Raw genomic sequence first — 18,651 nt, forward strand, 5'->3', positions numbered from 1 at the left:
TATGCCAAATGGCAAGGCAAAAGGTTGTATTTACGCATATTCGACGACTTATTGATTTGGATCAGATCGCAGATAGAAAAATGCCAGTCCGCCTCCCGCTGCCGGAGCACATCGGCTGGAAATGGCCATTTGGAAACTAGTTAATCAATTGCAGGCTATGATTGACATCCGGTACACATAATTTGAGGAGTCATTGAATGGTTGAGGCAATCCGCGTTCCCGAGATAGTTCCGCTAGAACACATCCTGCCGGACGAACCCTTGTTGATGATGGGCGCGGGCCCGGTGCCGATTCCGCCCGCCGTGGCGGCCGCCAATTCGATCGTCATCAACCACCTCGGCGATACCATGAACCAGGTGATCGCGCAGGTGAAGGAGATGGGGCGCTACGTGTTCCAGACCAGTTCCTCGCACGTGATGGGGGTCGGCGGGCCTGGTTCGGCGGCGATGGAAATGGCGATCGCCAACCTGGTCCATCCGGGCGACCGGGTTTTATGCATCTGCAACGGCTATTTCAGCAAGCGCATGGCCGAGATGGTCAGCCGCGTGCGCGGCGAGCCGACCCTGCTGCACATCGACAACAATGAAAGCGCGAGCGTCGAGCTGGTGCAGCGCGAACTAGCCAAGGGCAACTATGCCGCCATTACCCTGGTGCAGGGCGAAACCTCGAACACGGTGTGCAACCACAGCCTGGCCGGCATCGCCCGCATGGCGCACGCGCACGGCTGCCTGGTGATCGTCGACGCCGTCTGCACCCTGAGCACGATGGCGCTCGACATGGATGCCTGGCAGGTCGACGCGGTGATCACGGGCGGGCAGAAAGGCTTGTCCTCGATTCCGGGCGTGTCGCTGCTGGCATTCTCGGAACATGCCTGGGCCAGGAAGATTGCCACGCGCAGCCACCAGCCCTATCACTGGTGCCTGGATGCCCAGCTGGCCGACCAGTTCTGGAACCAGAAGTCGTATCACTACACGGCGCCGGTATCGGGCATTTTGGCCCTGCACGAAGCGCTGCGCCTGGTCTGCGCCGAAACCCTGCCGCGCCGCTTCGCGCGCCACCAGCAATGCTCGGAAGCGCTGCAGGCCGGCATCGAAGCGCTGGGGCTGGAATTGCTGGTGCCCAAGCAGCACCGGCTCAATTCGGTGATCGGCATCGTCACGCCCGATCATGTTTCGTCCGACGTGGTGCGGGCGCACATGTCGCGCGTGCACAAGGTGGAAATTTCGGGCGCGTTCGGCCTGAACATCCTGCGCATCGGCCAGATGGGCGAGCAGAGCCGCGCGCACAACCTGTTCCGCACGCTGCACGCCTTCGGTTCCAGCATGCAGGCCGGCGGCGCCAGCCTCGACCTGCCGGCCGGCATGGCCGAACTGGAACGCTCGCTGTCGCGCCATGCGATCGCGCAGGCGGCCGGCTGATACCGCGATCCGGCGTGAACCTGCGCCGCGCCATGCTGTCCAACCCTGATTGACACAGGAGACGAGCATGGCGCATGCAAACCCGATCCAGATTCAAACATTCCTCAAGGGCGTGGACTATCCGGCCAACAAGGCCGCCCTGATCGCCAACGCCAAAAAGCCCGGTGCCGACGAGAAGGTGTGCGCCTCGCTCGACGCGCTGCCCGACGCGGAGTTCCAGACCCCGGCCGAGCTCAGCCAGGCATTCAAGGGACCCGACGACGATTGAACGGCCACGGGAACTTCGCGCCCGCTTTCGCGCTCCAAGCTGTACCCGGTTGCGCTGGCATCCGGATGTACCCCCGAGGAGAGTGGCCATGCTCAAGGAGTTCAATGCCGTATCGTTGTTGCGGTGGCACGACGCGCAGCTGGACGATGCCCGCTTGCCGGCCCCGGCCGACCACGTGGTCTGGCGCTGGGTCGAGGCCAATCACCGTCACAACCGCCTGCTGTGGGATGAAGAAGACCGCGCCCGCCGCACCGATGCCGGCAGCGCCGCCATTGCCGCCAGCAAGCGCCTGATCGACCGCCACAACCAGTTGCGCAACGATGCCGTCGAAGCGCTCGACGAAGCCCTGCTCGCGCAGCTGGCCGGCGCGCCGCCCCGGCCCGGCGCGCGCCTGAGCAGCGAGACGGCGGGCGCCATGGTCGACCGCCTGTCCATCCTCGCGCTCAAGGTGTTCCACATGCGCGTGCAGGCCGGGCGCACCGAGGCCGGCGCGGAGCACGTGAACACCTGCCTGGCCAGGCTGCAGCGCCTGGTGCAGCAGCGGCACGACCTGGCCTGCTGCCTCGACCGCCTGCTGGCCGAAGTCGCCAGCGGGCAAGCCTACTTCAAGGTCTACCGCCAGTTCAAGATGTACAACGACCCCGCGCTCAATCCCTGGCTGTACGGGGCAGCGCCGGGCCGCGACTGCGGCGGGGCCGCGCCATGAGCGACGAGCGCATCGATGTGCTGATACCGACCTGCAATCGGGCGGCGGCGCTGGCCGTGACGCTGACGGCGCTGGCATCGCAAACGGCGCGCAATCTGCGCATCGTGGTGTCCGACCAGTCCGATGGCGATGGCGCCGCCGCCAGCGCCGAGGTGCGCGCCGTGCTGCGCTACCTGGCCGCACGCGGTCTGCCGGTGGACCTGCGGCGCCATCTGCCAAGGCGCGGCATGGCCGAACAGCGCGCCTTTTTGCTGGCGCAGGCCGCGGCGCCGTGGTGCCTGTTTCTCGACGATGACGTCATCATCGAAAGCGACCTGATCGAGCGCCTGGCGCACACCCTGCGCCAGCAGCGCTGCGGCTTTGTCGGCAGCGCCCTGCACGGCCTCAGTCACCGGCATGACTGCCGGCCGCACCAGCAAGCCATCGAGTTCTGGGATGGGCAGGTCGAACCGGAACTGGTCGCGCCCGGCAGCCGCGCCTGGGAAAGGCACCACTTGCACAGCGCGGCCAATCTGTTCCACGTGCAGGCGCAACTGGGCATCGGGCGCGAGGCAACGCGGCCGTACCGGGTTGCCTGGATCGGCGGCTGCGTGCTGTTCGATACGGCCAAACTGCGCGCCGCCGGCGGCTTCGATTTCTGGACCGAGCTGCCGCCGGAGCATTGCGGCGAGGATGTGCTGGCACAATTGCGCGTGATGGCACGCTCGGGCGGCTGCGGCATCGTGCCGTCCGGCGCCTACCATATGGAATTGCCGACCACCGTGCTCTCGCGCCGGGTCGATGCGCCCAGGGTGTTGCTGTGAAGGGCGGGCAGCACGCGCGGCTGGCCCGGGTGCGCAACATCGTCGTGCTGCGTCCGAACGCGCTGGGCGATTTTCTGTTCTGCCTGCCGGCCTTGCACGCGCTCAGGCACAGTTATCCGGACGCGCAGTTGTTGTACATCGGCCTGGCGTGGCATGCGGCGTTTCTGCAAGGGCGGCCGGGGCCGGTCGATGCCGTCGCGATCATGCCGCCGTATCCCGGCATGGGCGTGGGCGGGCCGGACGATGCCGATCCGTTCGCTGTCGAAGCGTTTGTGGAAAACCTGCGCCTGAGCGGGATCGATCTTGCCATCCAGCTGTTTGGCGGCGGACGCCACGCCAACCCGTTCATCCGGCGCCTCGGTGCGCGCCTGGCGGTGGGCATGTGCGCCAGCGACGCCGAGCCGCTCGACCGCAATGTGCGCCATGAAGGCTTGGTCAACCGGCGCCTGCAATTGCTGGAAGTGGCGGCGCTGGCCGGTGCGGCGGCGTGGCCGATGCGGCGCGAGCTCGATGTCACCGGGGACGACCTGGCCCAGGCGGCGCGCCTGCTGCCGCCCGCGCGCGACCGCCCGCTGGTGTTGCTGCAACCGGGGGCGAGCGATGCGCGCCGGCGCTGGCCGGCCCGGCGTTTCGCGGCGCTGGCCGATGTGCTGGTGCGGGCAGGAGCGCGGGTGGCGGTCAACGGGACGGCGGAGGAAGCGCCGCTGGTGAGGGAGCTTATCGGGGCGATGCGCCACCCGGCGATCGATCTGAGTGGCAAGGCATCGCTGGGAGCCCTGTGCGGGATTCTGGCGGGCAGCGCGCTGGTGGTATCGAACGATACCGGCCCGCTGCACCTAGCGCTGGCGATCGGCACGCCTGCCGTGGGGATTTACTGGCTGACCAACCTGATCGAATCCGGGCCGCTGCGGCAGCATGGCCATCGCGCGGCGGTATCGCTGCGCGTGCACTGTCCGGTTTGCGGCGAGGAAAACATCCGGACGCGCTGCGCGCATGATGCGAGTTTTGTCGATGACGTAAGGCAGGATGAAGTCAATGCGTTGGCGCTGGGGCTGCTGCGAGAGGGATGCGGCGCGGGTGCGCGTGGCGTGGACTCAAGCAGCGTTGGCCGCCGGATTCAAGATTCGCATATCCGCAACTAACGCCGCTGTTCGCTACCTCCGCCTTCACCCCACCCCTCCCCCCCCCCGTCGTTCCTGCCACTGGCAGAAACGACTTCCCGCGCAGGGCTAGGCGCCCCCACGGCAACCCAAGTTTGTCGAGCCGCCAGTTACGGTACGAAATTGGGGGGAACGCATGCGTTCCCGCCTGCGCGGGAACGACGAGCTAGCGAACGGCGAGCCAGCAGGAGCTACGAGGCAGGGGCTGCCCGACGAGGCAGGGGGAACGACGAGGCAGGGGGAACGACGAGGCAGGGGGAACGACGAGGCAGGGGGAACGAGGAGGCAGGGGGAACGAGGAAGTAGTGGGAACGAGGAAGTAGTGGGAACGAGCAGGCAGGGGCGGTACAAGCGGCGTAGCCGCAATGACGTCGATAGTGTCCGGAACGATGCTCACCGCCGCATCGCCAATGCCCTTGCCTGATCAAGCACGGTCTTCGCCTGCTCCCCGAAGGGGTCCCACAGACAGCGATGCAACTGCTGGTCGAGCGGCGCCCAGCGCCGGATATCCGCCTTGCTGAAAATAACCACGCTGCGCAGCCTGAGCCCGGCCGCGATGTGCGACACGCCCGTATCGTTGCAGATCAGCAGGCGCGCGCGGCTCATCAGCGCCGCCATCGCGCCGATCGACAAGGGCCCGGCCGCATCGACCGGTGCACGCCGCATCAGGCGCGCCACGGTGGCCGTCAGCGGCACCTCGGCGGGCGAGCCGGTTAGTACCGTTTTCAGCCTCGGCCGGATCGCCAGCTGGTCCGCCACTGCCGCAAACTGCGCCGCCGGCCAGCACTTGTCGGCGCAGCGCGCGCCCGGATGAATGCACACATAGCTGCCCGGCGCCAGTCCGCGCGCCACGCCGCTCGCTTCCAGCTCGTGCTCGTCCGCAGCGGTGATGGGAAACTCCAGCTGGGGACCACGCGCCGGCGCGCCAAGGCCCGTCGCCAGTTCCAGCAGCCGCAGCGGTTCCGCCCCGGTGTCGGGAAACGGAATCAGGCATTCATCGCCGCCGCCCGGCGCGGCTCCGAACCCGCCCAGCGCGCGCGCGCCGAATGCCCGCACCACCGCATTGCTGTACTGGCCGTTGCCGTGCATTTGCAGCGCCAGGTCGAAGCGGCGCGCGCGCATGCCGGCATAGAAGTCATGCAGCTGGTCGAGCCTGGCGGCCTGTTCGGGAAACGCATGGTGGCCGGGGAAGGGAATGAACTCGTCGATATAGGCGCTGAAGCGGCGGGCGAACTGGTCCGCCCAGGGCAGGCCGACCAGGCTGATGCGCGAGCCCGGCATGGCCGCGCGCAAGGCGCGCAGGGCCGGCACCGCGCACAGCATGTCCCCGAGCTGAAGCGCGCGGAAAATGACCACCTTGGCCTTGTCGTGCCGGGCTAACCAGGAGGATGTCGTCATGGGATCATGTCATTGAGGTGAGCGTCGTTGCCGCCGCCTGCGCAGTCCGGCCATGCCCGCGCGGGCACTGTGGGTATGACCGGGCGGCGTCGCCTGCGTTCGATGCGGTTCGCGCCAGTTTGATCCAGATCGCATCGGGTGCCGCTTGCAGCGTCCTGGCCGGGCAATCCATGCTTGAAAAATGCGGTATGCTGCCTGCAGTCCACAACACAAAAGGCTGGCCGCATGCTTCAGATGCCCTCAACGTTTACGCCGCTGATCACGGCGCAATCCCACTCCGATCCGGTGACGTTTGTCTTCCACGGCGGCCGCCTGCTGCTGCGCGAAGCCGACCTGGGCATGCCCTCCGCGGACGAGCTTGCCCGCCTGGATATCGCGGGCACGCCGCATCCGGTCGGCATCCTGGGCGGGCGCTATTGCCAGACCCTGTGGCACGCCAGCGAGGAGCTGGCCCTGCCCGGTTACACCTGGCGCAGCCTGCGTTCCCTGTTTGGCGGTTTCGACGAGGACTTGCTCAGCGTGGCCGGGCGCGCCAGCCAGATTGCCGAGTGGGCACGCACGCACCGCTTCTGCGGCGCCTGCGCCCAGCCGATGCAGCTGAAAGCGGGCGAGCGCTGCTATGTGTGCAGCGCCTGCGGCATGATGGCGTATCCGCGCATTTCGCCGGCGATGATGGTGTTGATCCGCAAGGGCGACCATGTCTTGCTGGCGCTGCACGCCGCCTCGCCCAGCAAGCGCTTCACGCCGCTGGCGGGCTTCCTGGAAGCGGGCGAATCGGTGGAAGAAGCGGTGCACCGCGAAGTGTTCGAGGAAGTCGGCTTGCGGGTCCACAACCTGCAATATTTTTCCAGCCAGTCGTGGCCGTTTCCTCACTCCCTGATGATTGCCTTCACCGCCGATTATCTCGATGGCGAGATCCGGGTGGACCCGAGCGAAATCGTCGAAGCGCGCTGGTTCGGGCCGAACGACGTATGGCCCGAACGCATTCCGCATGTTTCCATCTCGACCGTCCTGGTCGAAGCCCACCGTCCCGACCGCGCTCGCTGACGGCGGGCGCAGGCCTCAGGGCTTGGGGCCCGTGCCGCGCACCTGGACCGTGCGCTTCATCAGGTCGAACCAGAACGGGGCGCCGAACAGCGCGGTGGAGGCGGTCAACACCCAGCCCGCGACACTGAGCGCGAACGCGCTGTTCCAGGCCGGAGGAAACTGTTCCCAGCCAACCGGCAAGGTCCACAGCATCTGCATCACTTGCGGGTTCAGGGTGGCCGGCGCCGCGCCGATGTGGGCCGCCAGCGAGGGGTGCTCCCACAGGGTCCGGAACAGGTGGATGCTGTCGATGTTGAACAGCGCCGCCAGCAGCAGCGACAGCAGCACGCTGACCACCATCGAGCGCCGCTTGTAGAGGCCGGACACCCTGTCCATCGCACTGTCGAACCAGCCTTCCACCGCTGCCTGGAAGCGCGCCATGTCGCCCCCGGCGCGCTGGTAAATGCCTTGCAGCGCACGCTTGATCTGCGGATCGGTCAGGGCGTCGATGTCGCGCCCGAGCTGGTCGTAGTCGCCCGGAATCGACTGGATGGCATCGATCAGGGCGATCGCGAAATGCTCGGGCTTGATGTACGAGGGCTTGGTCCCGATGTCCTCCTGCCCGGGAAGCGCCGGGTTGCCGTGCGGATTGACCAGCGCATGGGCGTACAGGGTGCGCGCCAGGGCGGTGAAATCCGGATCGTTGAGCATGCTCTTGATGCCTTCGAGCAGCCCGCGTGCGCGCAGTTTCAGCGCCGACGCCAGTGCTTCCTGTACTGTGCTGACAATCAATGCTACCGTCGCGTAGCAAAAAGTCAGGCCAACCGCCACTTCAAGGACTGTGCTGTTGAACATAGATCCTCCCGATGAGTATGCCAGGGCTTGCTATGTTTGACGCTAGCCCAAAGCCCAGCCCCATGGTGCCGGTTTGCTCAACAAAATGCGGCACTGTCGTGCGCTTGCCACGAATAGCCTGTTAGCGCGGAAACAGTCCACCGAGCACGTCCTTGACGCGGTCTTTCAGTTTTTCCTTGCCGCCAGCCGGCAAGGTAGCGCGCATCTTTTGCGCCGCTTCGGTGCCCAGTGCCGCCACGTCGACTTGCCAGGTCATTTGCGCCAGCGGGCCGCCCAGCGCCACCGGTATCGTCAGCCCGTTCAAGGTGCCGACAGCGGGGCCATCCTGGCCGGCGAGGCTTGGCACCACGGTGCAACGCAAGCGGTAGTCGATGGTCTCGTGCGCGAGGTCGACCTGGCCTTCGCCGCCGATGCGCAACAGCGGCGTGCTTGCCGACAAATCCTTATTGTGGGCAAGGCCGCCATCGATGCGGAAGGTCGCGTTCAGTTCGCTGAAACCGGTCGAGTCGGCGCCGCTGCCCACGCCCGCGGCGGCCTTTGCTTCGCGCACCAGCCGGCCCAGGTCGATGCCACCGATGACGCCGTCGCGCAGCCGCAGCGCCGCCGTGCCGCCCAGTGCCTCGCGCAGGGTCATGCTGCTGGCGCCGCGCGTTGCCAGGTCGAGCTGGACGTCGCCGCGTCCGGTGAGCGGCGTCTTGCCGGTGGCGTCAAACAGCAGGGGGCCGAGCGAGATGCCGCGCAGGTCTTGCACCAGCGTCATGCGCGGATTGCTGGCGTCGCCCGTGAAATCGAGGCTCAGCGCGCCGTTGCCGTTGCCGCCGTATAGCGTGGCGGAGAGCGGCTTGATGCTGGTCTTGCCGGCATCGGCCAGCAGCACCGCGTGCACATTTGCGGCGCGCAGGCCGCCCGCCGTCAGTTCGCCCACCTGCAAGGTGCCGCTGGCGCGCAGCCGGGCCAGGGCCGACAGGTCGATGGGCTGGTCCGGCGCCGGGCCGGCGTCCACCGGTGCGGCGGGCACGGCGGGCAGCGCGCGCGGAAGATAGCGCGCCACGTCGAGGCGGTCGATATCGATGTCGAGTTGCAGCATGCCGTCGCGCAATGCACCCTTGCCGCTGACCGCGCTGTCGTCGATCTTGCCTTTGAGCGCGGCTTCGATCATTTCCTTGCCGAAGTCGATCTGTATGCTGCCTTTCAATTTTGCGCGCGAATCGATGCCGGCCCGGCTCGACAGGTCGAGATTGGCGTCGAGTTCCGTCATCGCCACCCGGCGCGCGTCGCGGTCGAGCGAAAAGCCGCTCTCGAAAATCAGCACGGTGTTGAGCGCGGGCTTGTCGACGCCGATATTGGCCGACAGCGCGACCCGGCTCGGCACGCCGTGCGCGATCGGACCGGAATCGATGTTCAGGCGGGCAATGTCGAAGACGCGGCCGGCCTTGCGGTCGTCGAAGCGCAGATGGGCGTTGTCGACGCGAATGCTGTCGACCGCGAAGCGGATGCGGGCCGGTCCGGCGCCGGCGTTCCCGGCCGCGCCGGCACGCTCGTCGGCGCCGGTCTTGACGCGCGCGGCGGTCAGGTCGTCGATGTTCATGCTGCCGTCGGCCTGGCGCACCAGGGTGGCGCGCATGCCGCGCAGTTCGATGCGGTCGATCACCACTTCCTGGCGCAGCAGCAGCGGCACCAGCGCGAACGACAGGCGCACGCTGTCGAGCGCGGCGAATTCGCCCTTGCCGCCCAGTTCCGACAAGCTGGCCTTGCCAAGATGCACGCCGAGGCGCGGATACACGGCCAGCCGGATGTCGCCGCCGATGGCCAGGGTGCGGTGCGTTTTCTCGCGTACCCGCTCGACGATGGCGCTCTTGTAGGCGTTCGGGTCGAAGCGCGCCGCCAGGATGCCCACGGCGCTGCCCAGCGCCAGCACGGTGGCGCCCAGCGCGATGACGGCGATCCTGATGCGTGCTTGCATGGCGAAACTCGGAGGCGGGAAAGGCGTCGAGTGTAGCACCGGGCAGGCCCGCCGGCATGCCCCTGTTTTGGATATACTTTGGCCACTTTCAACATTCTCGGGACAGGAATATGGCCAACGATGCCAACGCGCAGACAACCACCGGCATCGGCTGGCATCATGATCCGGACGCCGCGTTTGCCCAGGCCCGCACCGCCGGCCAGCCGCTGTTCCTGTACTGGGGCGCCGTGTGGTGTCCGCCCTGCAACCGGCTCAAGGCGGCAGTGCTGTCGCAGCCCGGCTTTGCCGCGCTGGCGCCCGCGTTCGTGGTGCTGCACATCGATGGCGACGCCGCCGGCGCCCAGCGTGCCGCCGAGCGCCTGCACCTGCGCAGCTATCCGACCCTGGTGCTGTACCGCCCGGATGGCGCCGAGATCACGCGCCTGCCGTGCGAACTGGCGGGGCCGCGCTTTCTTCAACTGTTGCAGCTGGCGCTGACGGCGCCGTTCACGGCGGCGCAAGCGCTGCGTGATGCCTTGTCGGGCCAGCGCGCCCTGTCCGCCGACGAATGGCAGCTGCTCGCTTTCTATTCCTGGGATACCGATGAAGGCCAGCTGCTGGCCGGGCGCGACCCGGCCGCCACGCTGGCCGCCTTGTGCGATGCCTGCGACGAACCCGAAGCGGCATTGCGCCTGGCCTGGCACGCGCTGCATGCCGGCGCGTCGCCGGTGCCGCAAGATGGGCTGGACATGCTGCTGCGCACGCTGGCCGACCCGCGTGCGGTGCTGGCGCAGCCCGATCTGGTGACGAACTACGCGGTCGACTTGGTGCGCGCACTGACGGCGCCGCAGTCGGAACAGCGCATGGTCTTGAGCACGGCATGGTCCGATGCGCTGCGGCGGCTGGAGTCGTCCGACGCGCTGGACCCGGCCGACCAGTTGGCGGCCCTGCGCGTGCGGGTGCGCATGGCGCGCCTCGGCAGCCCTGTTGCCGGCCTGGACGCACTACTGCGCGAACGGGTTGCCAGTGCGCTGGCGGCCGCGCAAGAACCGGCGCTGCGCCACCATGTGATCAATAGCGCGGCCGGCGCGTTCTCCGACGCCGGCCTGCTTGACGACGCCGACGCGGTCCTGCGCGCCGCGCTGCCCGGCTCGCACGCACCGTTTTACTTCATGCATAACCTGGCCGCCATCGCCAAACAACGTGGCGACCTGCCCGCCATGCTCGACTGGTACCAGCAAGCCTGGGAACAGGCCGCCGGCCCCGCCACGCGCCTGCAATGGGGCGCCACCTTCCTGCTGGCGCTGGTCGATGCCACGCCGGATGACGCGCAGCGCATCGGCCGACTCGCCAGCGCGCTGCGGTCCCTGGTGGACGGCATGGCCGACGCCCATTGCCGCCGCAACGGCACCCAGCTCGCGCGCATGCTGGGCAAGCTGGCCTCCGTGAATGGTTCCAACGAGCAAGTCGAAAAGCTTAAGCGGGGCTTACTGATCGAAGTCAAGGAATAAATTTAGGGAACCTGTTCCAGATCAGACCCTCAAACAAGATTTGAGGTTAACGACGATGGCACGACCCGAGTTCGCAAGCGACGTTTCGCGCGAGGAGTTTGAGGCGGTGCGCGGCATGCTGGAAGCCGCGCGCCGCAGGACACGTCCGCGCAAGCACGATCTGTACGATGTGTTTTGCGCGGTGTTATATTTTCTGGAAAGTGGCAGCGCCTGGCGCGGCGTGCCGCAGGGGTTTCCGCCCTGGCGCACGGTGCACGAATATTTCACGCAGTGGACGGCGCTGCGGCCGGGCGAACCCATGCTGCTGGAAGCGGCCCTGGAGCGCGTCGGCCGGCCCGCCACCATTGCCACCCTGCACAAGGTGCTGGGCCGGCACTGAGGGCGCCCGGTCGGGCGTCAGCGCCTCATGCGCCACCGCCGGCACCTGCGGTGCCTGGCGCTGGCGCGTGCGGGGCCGCAGCCTTTTCAAACGTCATGTTTTTTTCATCGAGGAAAAAGGTGCCGACCGGCTGTCCCAATGCCTTGGGGGCCGGTTCGGCCAGCAAGGCGCAGCTGAGCGTGTCGACCTGCATCACTTCCGTGCCGGAGCGCAGCGTGTACACATCGTCGCCGTTCGAGAACAGCTCGACCGACACGTCGTGGAGCGGCACGCTGGACATGGGAAACACACGTTGGCATTCCGGCATGTGCGCGGCGACCAGGGTCAGGGTGATTTCTTTTTTCCAGAAGTACTCCTGCTCCGCGCGCACGCTAATGACGTGGTCGTTGCTGCCGTCATCGATGTAGTAGCTGGCCGAGCTCTTGATGCAGCCGGCCAGGAGCAGCGGCGTCAGTAAAATCCAGAACCTGCGCATGATCGCTTTCCTGTGGAGTAATGCCAGCAAGTATAGATCAGAACTCGGTGCCGATGGTCAGGGAGACGCCCCCGCGCCGCGGCCTGGGCAGCGAGCTTTTGAACGCGGACGAGCGGCGCGTGGCCCGCAGTTGCAGGAACCAGGGTCCGTGTTCGGCCGTGCGCGTGTAGGGGAAGTCGAAGCGCAGGCCGGCGCTGAGCGCATGGACGAAGGTGCGCCGGCCCTCCATGGCGTCGTCGCTGGCGCGCCCGCCGTTCAGGAAGGCGTTTTGCGCCCGTATGCGCGTTTCCAGGCTGCCGAAGGCGGCGCACTGCAGCCAGGGCACCATGCAGCTCGAGGTGGCCGCCGGCGTGGCGGCCAGTGCGCGCTGCGCCAGCAGGCGCGCGATCTCCACCGGCGCGGCGGGCGGCGCATCCTGCCCGAACATGAGCACGATGCCGCCCACCGAGTAATTGGTGGTGTTGCTGTTAGCCATGCCCCACCAGGCGCTGGTGCTCAGGCCCATGGCGCTGGCGAAGCCGGGAGCGGGGATGCGCGTGGCCGCGCCCGCGTAGTAGCGCGGCGGTTCCGACAGCCAGCTGCTGTCGGCCACGCCGAAGCGTGCCAGGTCGTCCGCCGGCAAGCGCGGCTGCGCCAGCGCGGCGCCGCAGGAAAGGGTCAGCGCGGCTGTCAGCGCCGCGCGCGATGCACTGGAAAAGGTAGCCATGGCCGTCACCGCCTCGTGGAAAAACACTGGGGAGGAGATCGATTCTAGGCCTGGCCCGCAGGCCCGGTTTGGCTTGGCTCATGCGCTCCGCAGCGCGGCTGTTTATGTCTGTTTTCTGCGCCAGAAGCGTTCGAGCAGGGGCTTGACGCTGGTGCCGTGCACCACGATGGAGAGCATGATGACCACCACCGTAATCTGGATCAGCTGGTGCGACAGCGAGACCGGCAAGCCGTGGTTGAGGGCGTACATCAGGTAGTACAGCGAGCCGATGCCGCGCACCCCGAACCAGGCGGTGATGCCGCGGATGCGCATCGAACTGTCCGAGCCGAGCAGGCCGATCATCACGCTCAGCGGCCTTGCCACCACGAACAGGAACAGGGCTGTGCCGACGCTGCGCCAGTTCCAGTCATGCATCGACACCATGCCGCCGAGCAGCAAGACCAGGGTCAGTTCCGACAGCCTTTCCAGATGCTCCTTGAACACCAGCGATTCGGCGCTGACGGTGAGCGGCATATCGGCTGGCGGTGCGGTGGCGCCCGCCTCGTCCTTGCTGTGCTCGGGCACCAGCAAGCCCTGGCGGTCCTTGTGGGCGCCGGACAACACCAGTTCGGTCTGGCGCAGGGCCACGCCGGCGAAAAACACGGCCAGGAAGCCCCAGGCCACGAATATCACGCTCAAGCCGTAGACGACCGCGATCAAGCCCAGGCCGACGAGGTCGTCGAGCACCTCGTGCTTGGGATCTTTGCCGCGAAGCATCCACCCGAGCCGGCCCAGCGCCGCGCCGCCCAGGGTGCCGATGGCGATCGCGGCCAAGGTGGCCCAGAGCACGTCGACCAGCACCCAGCGCCAGCCCAGGTCGCCCAGTTCGTGGGCGCCGAGCAAGCCGAGGCCCAGCATCACGAAGGGAAAGGCCGAGCCATCGTTCATGCCCGCTTCGCAGGTGAGGGTGAAGCGCAGCTGGTCGCGGTCGTCGGGATGGCGCACCTGGACGTCGGTGGCCAGCACCGGGTCGGTGGGGGCGAGGATGGCGCCGAGCAGCACGCCCGCGCCCAGCGGCAAGCCCAGCGCGAAGTAGCAGAAGGCGGCGATCAAGCCCACGCTCAGGCTCATCGAGACCCAGGCCAGGCGGATGGCCGGCATCCAGCGCTGGCGCGAGATCGGCACCGGCATCTTCACGCCGGCCGAAAACAGGGACACGAGCACGGCGATTTCGGTGAGGGTTTCGAGCAGGTGCGATTGCTCGACCGGACTGAAGGAAAAGATGCCCAGCACCATGGGGCCAAGGCCGAGGCCGACGCCCAGGTAGACGATGGCCGAGGTGAACGGCAAGCGCGAAATACTGGTCGCCATCAGGCCCCGTGCCAGCATCAGGCAGCCGATCAGGATAAACCAGTGGGTAGTCGTCATGGAGCGCATCGGCGGGTAGGGGAGTGAGGCGATTCTACAGAAGACAACTGTTTCCCTACGCGCTGTTGCCGTACGGATTGATGCTCTGTCCCTATCGTCGCCCCCGCGCCAAGGCGGCACTCGGCGGGGGCGACGAGGTGTTCGCCTTCCACCCATTTCGCCAGCAATTAAAACGCGAAATTGCCCGCATCGAGCACCAGTGCCGCCGCCCCGCACGCCGGACTGGTGGCCTGGCGATTGCCGCTGGCGCTCGCCTGGTTGCGTTCCCACACATCCGCCACCGCGCCGTGCTTGAGGAACTTGTACTCGATCGCGCTCGATGGCGGTAACTGCACCGTGCGCGACCACGCCGCGTTGGCCCCGCTGCCCTCGATCGCCAGCTGGTTGCCATTGGTCGCGCTCCAGTTGCCGAGCTCGTTGCGGTTGCCCGTCACATGCACGTTCTGTCCCGGCACCGTATTCGCATTGGCCACGCGGAAGGTCACCGCCACGGTAGCGCAGGCTGGCGGCGTGCTCCCGCCACCGCCGCCGCTGACTTTCTGATTCACGTGCAAGGCCAGCGCCGGCACGCTGGCGCCGCCATTGCCCGGAATGTTCACGCTGACCATGCCATTGCTGCCCACCGTCGCGCTGTCGCCACTGCACCCTGTTTGTGCGGCATTGAGCTTGCCCGTCACCACATTGCAGTAGGTCCCGGCCGGCAGCAGCGTTTGCAGGGATGCATTCCACGCCGCCCCGTCATTGTTGATGGCGACAAAGCCCTTGCTGCCGCGCGCAAATGCAATCTGGTTCGGCGTGCCGTTGACGAAGTGATCGATACCCTGGCCGGCCGTGGCTGCGCGGAAGGCCACCATATTCGCAATGTCCGCCCAGCGGTGGATGAAATCCCAGGCTTGATTGATCAGCGGATTGCCATTCGCATCGAAGGGGCTGGCCGCCGGCGGACCCTGGTCGTAGCTGTTGAAGCGAAAGCCGGAATGCACTTGCGCGTGTCCGTACGGCCACGCCAGCATGAAGATATTGGCCAGGTCGTAGCGCTTGCTGCCCTGGGTATCGTTGACCTGCCCCGCCACGTAGTTGCTGGCCACCAGCGAAGTGCCGTTGCGTTCGGTGTCCCAGTTGTTGACGAACACGGTCGCCTTGTCGCCCGGCACGAAGCCCCAGGTCCCGCCCCAGTTGCCGGGCGTGCCCATGATGCTGCGGATTTGCGCCAGATTGGCGCCGTTTTCATTGCGGAACACGGCTTTGAGCGCGTACGCGTACTGGAATTCGTTCAGGGTGCCATTGCCGAAGTAGCCCGAACGCACCACGTTGCTGTCCGGGATCACCTCCTGGGTGAGCCACAGCGCTTCGCCCGAGGTGGTGCTGCGGTTGGTGCCCGCCAGAATCGCGCCGATGTCGCCCGGCGCCATGTGCTTGGCCGCGTCGATGCGCAAGCCGTCCACGCCCATCGCCACCAGCTTGTTGAAGAAGGTGCGCACCTGGCCCTGCACGTAGCTGCTCTCGGACTTGAGGTCGGGCAGGCCGCTCAGGCGGCAGTTGGTCACGCTGTTGCGGTTGCCCGGCGAGCCGTAGTCGCCGCCCTGGATGTCGCAGGCGGGATGAAAATCCTGGCCGCTGAAGTTGGGGTAGCTGAGCGTGGCCGAGTTCCAGGCCGAACCATTGGTGGCGCTGCCGGCGCCGGCCGCCATGTGGTTGACCACCACATCCGCGTACACCCGCACTTTGGCGGCGTGGCAAGTGTTGATCATCGACTGGAATTCGGCTTCGCTCCCCATGTTGCTGCCCAGCGAAGTGAGGTTGACCGGCTGGTAGATGTCCCACCAGGTGCCCAGGCTGGCCGATGCCTGCGGCGGCGATACCTGGACCGCGCCGTAGCCCTGCGGGCCGAGCCAGTTGGTGCATTCCCGGGCGATGTCGTTCCATTTCCAGCGGAACATCTGGACCGAGGTATCCGGGGCATTGAAGCCGGCCGCGCCAGCCTGGCCGGCAGCGGCGCCGCACAGGATGCCGGCGGCGATCAGCGAGCGCAGTAGGGGCGATTTGCGAAGTGATGTCATGTTGCTTCCTTATGGTTTTTGCTAGTGGAATGCACAACAGGGTGGGCAGAAGCACGCTGGTCCCATCTGTCTCCATGCATGGGGTGCGGCCGGTTGAAACGAGGACGGTGGTGCGGCGCCAGGTGGGCGCCGGACGGAGGCGGCGGGCTGGGCCCTTATGTGTCTCCGGAGTGGAAATGTAGCACAACTACATAAAATGTAAACTGAGACATGGCGAATGTATCAATTTTGCTTAGCAGCGTGCGATCTTCCTCGTCGCGGTACCAGTCGATGTAGTATCTCTACATCGCCATTGCTGCCCCAGAAAACAAAAAAGCCGGAGGAATCATCCTCCGGCCCATCCCCAAGCCCCACGCTCGTTTGCTGCGGGATGTCTAACGCTGGTAAGCCCCGATATCGATGCCGCTGGCCGTGGCGCGCGCCTTGCCGGCGATGTCGTCCGGCGCCGAGGATGCGGCGCTGCCCTTGCCGATCCCGGGCGAACTGGGGCGCAGGCGGAAATCGGGCAGGCCGCCCTTGCCGTAGCGCAGGAACTGAGGCGCTTGCGCCACCGTGCCGCTATGCAGCAAGCCATTGTTCAATTGCCAGTCGGCGACAGCATTCAGGTACACCAGGTTGTTGCGATAGCTGTTGTGCAGGCCGGTCGCTCCCTGTTCCGAAATGCCGTATTTGTTGTCGTAGACGATGTTGTTATGCACGTTGGTGAAATCGTTCGGCCCCTTGATGTAGTAGGGGTCGCCGCCGCCGACCAGGATCCCCGTCATCGAGCGGGCGATCGTGTTGTGGCTCACCACCACATTGGTGGCGTCGTGCCACATCTGGATCGCCGCGCCGCCGATGGCAAACAGCACATTGTTGGTGACGCTGCCGCTGGTGCTCATGTTGATGCCCTGGACGAAGCGGCAATCGGTCGGGCCGATGTCGTGCACGGTATTGCCGCTCACCGTGCCGAGCCGGCCCTTGTAGTAGCTGTCGATGCTGATGCCGGCCGCGCTGGCGCTGGTGCACGGCACGTCCTGGCCCACGTGGTGCACGTGGTTGTGGCGGATCAGCGCGCCAGAGCCGGCGTTGTAGATGCCGTAGGTCCAGCGCACGCCGCCATGGCCGTTGCGCCCGTCCACCTGGAAGCCGACGATATCGACGAAGTCGCCACGGTTTTCCCACGCCATCTTGGTGGTCGAGCCGCGCGGCGGCACCAGGCGCGCGCCGCCGCGCACGGTCGAGACGTAGGCAATGCGGCGCTCGGGCGTGCCGCTCATCATGGTGCGAAAGCCGCCCGCGTAGGTGCCCGGCGCCACGTGCACGATGGTGCCGGGCAGGGCCACCCGCGAGGCGCGCTGGATGGTTTCGAAGGGCTCGGTGGCGGTGCCCGGATTGGCATCCGAACCGTTGCTCGCAACGTAGTAGTGGTAGGTGGCGGGCGCCGGGGCGGCGTGCGCCGGGACGGAGAGCCCAAGGCCGGCAAGCAATGCCGCCAGCGGGAGGGGATGGTGGGGCCTGGATGGGTTCATCAACAGTTTCCTTTTCGCCGGATCGTGCTGGAAATCATGAGGCGGATGCCGGAATCGAACCGGCTTACCCAGCGTTGCAGGCTGGTGCATTGCCATTTTGCTACTCCGCCATGGGAGTAGTGTCCACCCGCGCCGCGCCATCCCATGCCGACTGGATCAAATAAACTGTTTGCGCGCCGCCCAAAGAAAAGCGGCCCGCGCGGGGCCGCCCGTACTGCCTGGGAACGCGCTGCTACGGGTGGACGGACTTGAGGTCGGCACCGGTCGCGCCACCTTCGGCACGGCTGTAATTGTTGATGATATAGCGGCTGGCCAGGCTGGCCACGTGGGTCAGCATCAGGTTATCGTGCACGCCTAGGGTAAAGCCGGCCGACATGGCGTTGGCGCGCTGGAAGAACTCGGGATTGGCCACCCTGCGGCCCTTGCCGTCGGTGATTTTCAGGCGCAGCAGCACGCCGGAACTGCCGGCCAGTGGCCCCAGCAGCACGCGCGTGGCGCCGCGCTTGAAGTTCATCTGCTCGATGACGGGCTGGATGACCAGGCTGCGGCCATTGGCCGGGCGCGTGTTCCATTCCAGCAGCGATGCCGACAAATCCTTCTGGAGGTTCGCTTCGATCTTGTCCAGGCCATCGCGATCGACCTTGACGTCGGACCCGAACACCACCGGCCGCACCTCGATCCGGCCAAAGGCCGAAAACGCTTCGGACGGCGGCGGATTGCTGGTCGCCGACGCCTTGATCCTGGTGCCGCCGCAGCCTTGCAGCAATACCGCACCAAACAGGCACGAAGCAAGAAGCAATGCTTTGGAGGTGATGTTCATGGGTCGTTCCTTGGTTAGTCGTTTTTGAATCGCCCGGCGGGGGCAAGCAATGCCGATATTATAGTAAATCCATCAGTATTCCCTTATAAATAACTTCCTGAAGGAAACACAACAGGGCGGGTGGCGGGGCTCGCCCGGCAGCGTTCAAGCGACACCACGGACGGGGAGAATCGGGTATATTTGATCATTACCGATAGCTATTTGCG

17 protein-coding genes and 1 tRNA gene are annotated in these 18,651 nt (G+C 66.5%); 8 read left to right on the top strand and 10 right to left on the bottom strand.

What is annotated here, in order from left to right; all coding sequences use genetic code 11:
* The first annotated feature begins 197 nt into the window (after positions 1 to 197).
* The 5 genes from F2P44_RS07760 (at position 198) to F2P44_RS07780 (ending at position 4,337) form a co-directional block, all read left to right on the top strand.
* Positions 198 to 1,418 (top strand): pyridoxal-phosphate-dependent aminotransferase family protein, encoded by a 1,221-nt coding sequence (locus F2P44_RS07760; RefSeq protein ID WP_167086123.1) that lies wholly within the window; start codon positions 198 to 200, stop codon positions 1,416 to 1,418.
* Positions 1,419 to 1,485: 67 nt separating this feature from the next.
* Positions 1,486 to 1,686, top strand: coding sequence for a DUF2795 domain-containing protein (locus F2P44_RS07765; protein ID WP_167086124.1), 201 nt, complete (start codon positions 1,486 to 1,488; stop codon positions 1,684 to 1,686).
* A gap of 88 nt (positions 1,687 to 1,774) precedes the next feature.
* Positions 1,775 to 2,392, top strand: coding sequence for a DUF4254 domain-containing protein (locus F2P44_RS35395; RefSeq protein ID WP_167086125.1), 618 nt, complete (start codon positions 1,775 to 1,777; stop codon positions 2,390 to 2,392).
* Entirely contained in the window at positions 2,389 to 3,195 is an 807-nt protein-coding gene (locus F2P44_RS35400; RefSeq protein ID WP_167086126.1) for a glycosyltransferase family 2 protein, read from the top strand. The genes F2P44_RS35395 and F2P44_RS35400 overlap by 4 nt, the downstream gene beginning before the upstream one ends.
* Positions 3,192 to 4,337, top strand: a complete 1,146-nt coding sequence (locus tag F2P44_RS07780) for a glycosyltransferase family 9 protein (RefSeq protein ID WP_370662647.1) — start codon at positions 3,192 to 3,194, stop codon at positions 4,335 to 4,337. The genes F2P44_RS35400 and F2P44_RS07780 overlap by 4 nt, the downstream gene beginning before the upstream one ends.
* Positions 4,338 to 4,748: 411 nt before the next feature.
* Here the strand turns inward: F2P44_RS07780 and F2P44_RS07785 are convergent, their stop codons facing one another.
* Positions 4,749 to 5,753, bottom strand: coding sequence for a glycosyltransferase family 9 protein (locus tag F2P44_RS07785; RefSeq protein ID WP_167086127.1), 1,005 nt, complete (start codon positions 5,751 to 5,753; stop codon positions 4,749 to 4,751).
* Between the two features lie 225 nt (positions 5,754 to 5,978).
* On the opposite strand from F2P44_RS07785, the gene nudC reads away from it, so the two are divergent.
* On the top strand, positions 5,979 to 6,800 hold the full coding sequence (gene nudC / locus F2P44_RS07790; protein ID WP_167086128.1) for an NAD(+) diphosphatase: 822 nt from the start codon (positions 5,979 to 5,981) through the stop codon (positions 6,798 to 6,800).
* A 15-nt stretch (positions 6,801 to 6,815) separates the two neighbouring features.
* On the opposite strand, the gene F2P44_RS07795 is transcribed toward nudC, so the two are convergent.
* Together F2P44_RS07795 and F2P44_RS07800 are read right to left on the bottom strand one after the other, a co-directional pair.
* Complete coding sequence (locus F2P44_RS07795) at positions 6,816 to 7,634, bottom strand: hypothetical protein (protein WP_167086129.1); 819 nt, start codon at positions 7,632 to 7,634, stop codon at positions 6,816 to 6,818.
* A gap of 121 nt (positions 7,635 to 7,755) precedes the next feature.
* Entirely contained in the window at positions 7,756 to 9,597 is a 1,842-nt protein-coding gene (locus F2P44_RS07800) for an AsmA family protein (protein WP_167086130.1), read from the bottom strand.
* Positions 9,598 to 9,707: 110 nt separating this feature from the next.
* Here F2P44_RS07800 and F2P44_RS07805 point away from each other — a divergent pair, with 110 nt between their 5' ends.
* Together F2P44_RS07805 and F2P44_RS07810 are read left to right on the top strand one after the other, a co-directional pair.
* Positions 9,708 to 11,087, top strand: a complete 1,380-nt coding sequence (locus tag F2P44_RS07805; RefSeq protein ID WP_167086131.1) for a thioredoxin family protein — start codon at positions 9,708 to 9,710, stop codon at positions 11,085 to 11,087.
* A 55-nt stretch (positions 11,088 to 11,142) separates the two neighbouring features.
* Positions 11,143 to 11,466, top strand: a complete 324-nt coding sequence (locus tag F2P44_RS07810) for a transposase (RefSeq protein WP_167086132.1) — start codon at positions 11,143 to 11,145, stop codon at positions 11,464 to 11,466.
* A 25-nt stretch (positions 11,467 to 11,491) separates the two neighbouring features.
* Here F2P44_RS07810 and F2P44_RS07815 read toward each other — a convergent pair whose 3' ends face one another.
* The 7 genes from F2P44_RS07815 to F2P44_RS07845 form a co-directional block, all read right to left on the bottom strand.
* The gene (locus F2P44_RS07815; RefSeq protein WP_167086133.1) at positions 11,492 to 11,941 is read right to left on the bottom strand and encodes a hypothetical protein; all 450 of its coding nucleotides are present in this window, start codon (positions 11,939 to 11,941) and stop codon (positions 11,492 to 11,494) included.
* Positions 11,942 to 11,978: 37 nt separating this feature from the next.
* Complete coding sequence (locus F2P44_RS07820; RefSeq protein ID WP_167086134.1) at positions 11,979 to 12,647, bottom strand: hypothetical protein; 669 nt, start codon at positions 12,645 to 12,647, stop codon at positions 11,979 to 11,981.
* 102 nt (positions 12,648 to 12,749) lie between these two features.
* The gene (locus F2P44_RS07825; RefSeq protein ID WP_167086135.1) at positions 12,750 to 14,054 is read right to left on the bottom strand and encodes a cation:proton antiporter; all 1,305 of its coding nucleotides are present in this window, start codon (positions 14,052 to 14,054) and stop codon (positions 12,750 to 12,752) included.
* 167 nt (positions 14,055 to 14,221) lie between these two features.
* Complete coding sequence (locus F2P44_RS07830; protein ID WP_167086136.1) at positions 14,222 to 16,114, bottom strand: carbohydrate-binding module family 20 domain-containing protein; 1,893 nt, start codon at positions 16,112 to 16,114, stop codon at positions 14,222 to 14,224.
* A 374-nt stretch (positions 16,115 to 16,488) separates the two neighbouring features.
* Positions 16,489 to 17,625, bottom strand: a complete 1,137-nt coding sequence (locus tag F2P44_RS07835) for a DUF1565 domain-containing protein (RefSeq protein WP_167086137.1) — start codon at positions 17,623 to 17,625, stop codon at positions 16,489 to 16,491.
* A gap of 39 nt (positions 17,626 to 17,664) precedes the next feature.
* Positions 17,665 to 17,735 (bottom strand) — tRNA-Cys (locus tag F2P44_RS07840).
* Between the two features lie 122 nt (positions 17,736 to 17,857).
* Entirely contained in the window at positions 17,858 to 18,445 is a 588-nt protein-coding gene (locus F2P44_RS07845; protein ID WP_167086138.1) for a hypothetical protein, read from the bottom strand.
* Between the last annotated feature and the right edge of the window lie 206 nt (positions 18,446 to 18,651).

The sequence above is a fragment of the Massilia frigida genome, assembly GCF_011682175.1.
Lineage (GTDB): Bacteria > Pseudomonadota > Gammaproteobacteria > Burkholderiales > Burkholderiaceae_D > Telluria_A > Telluria_A frigida.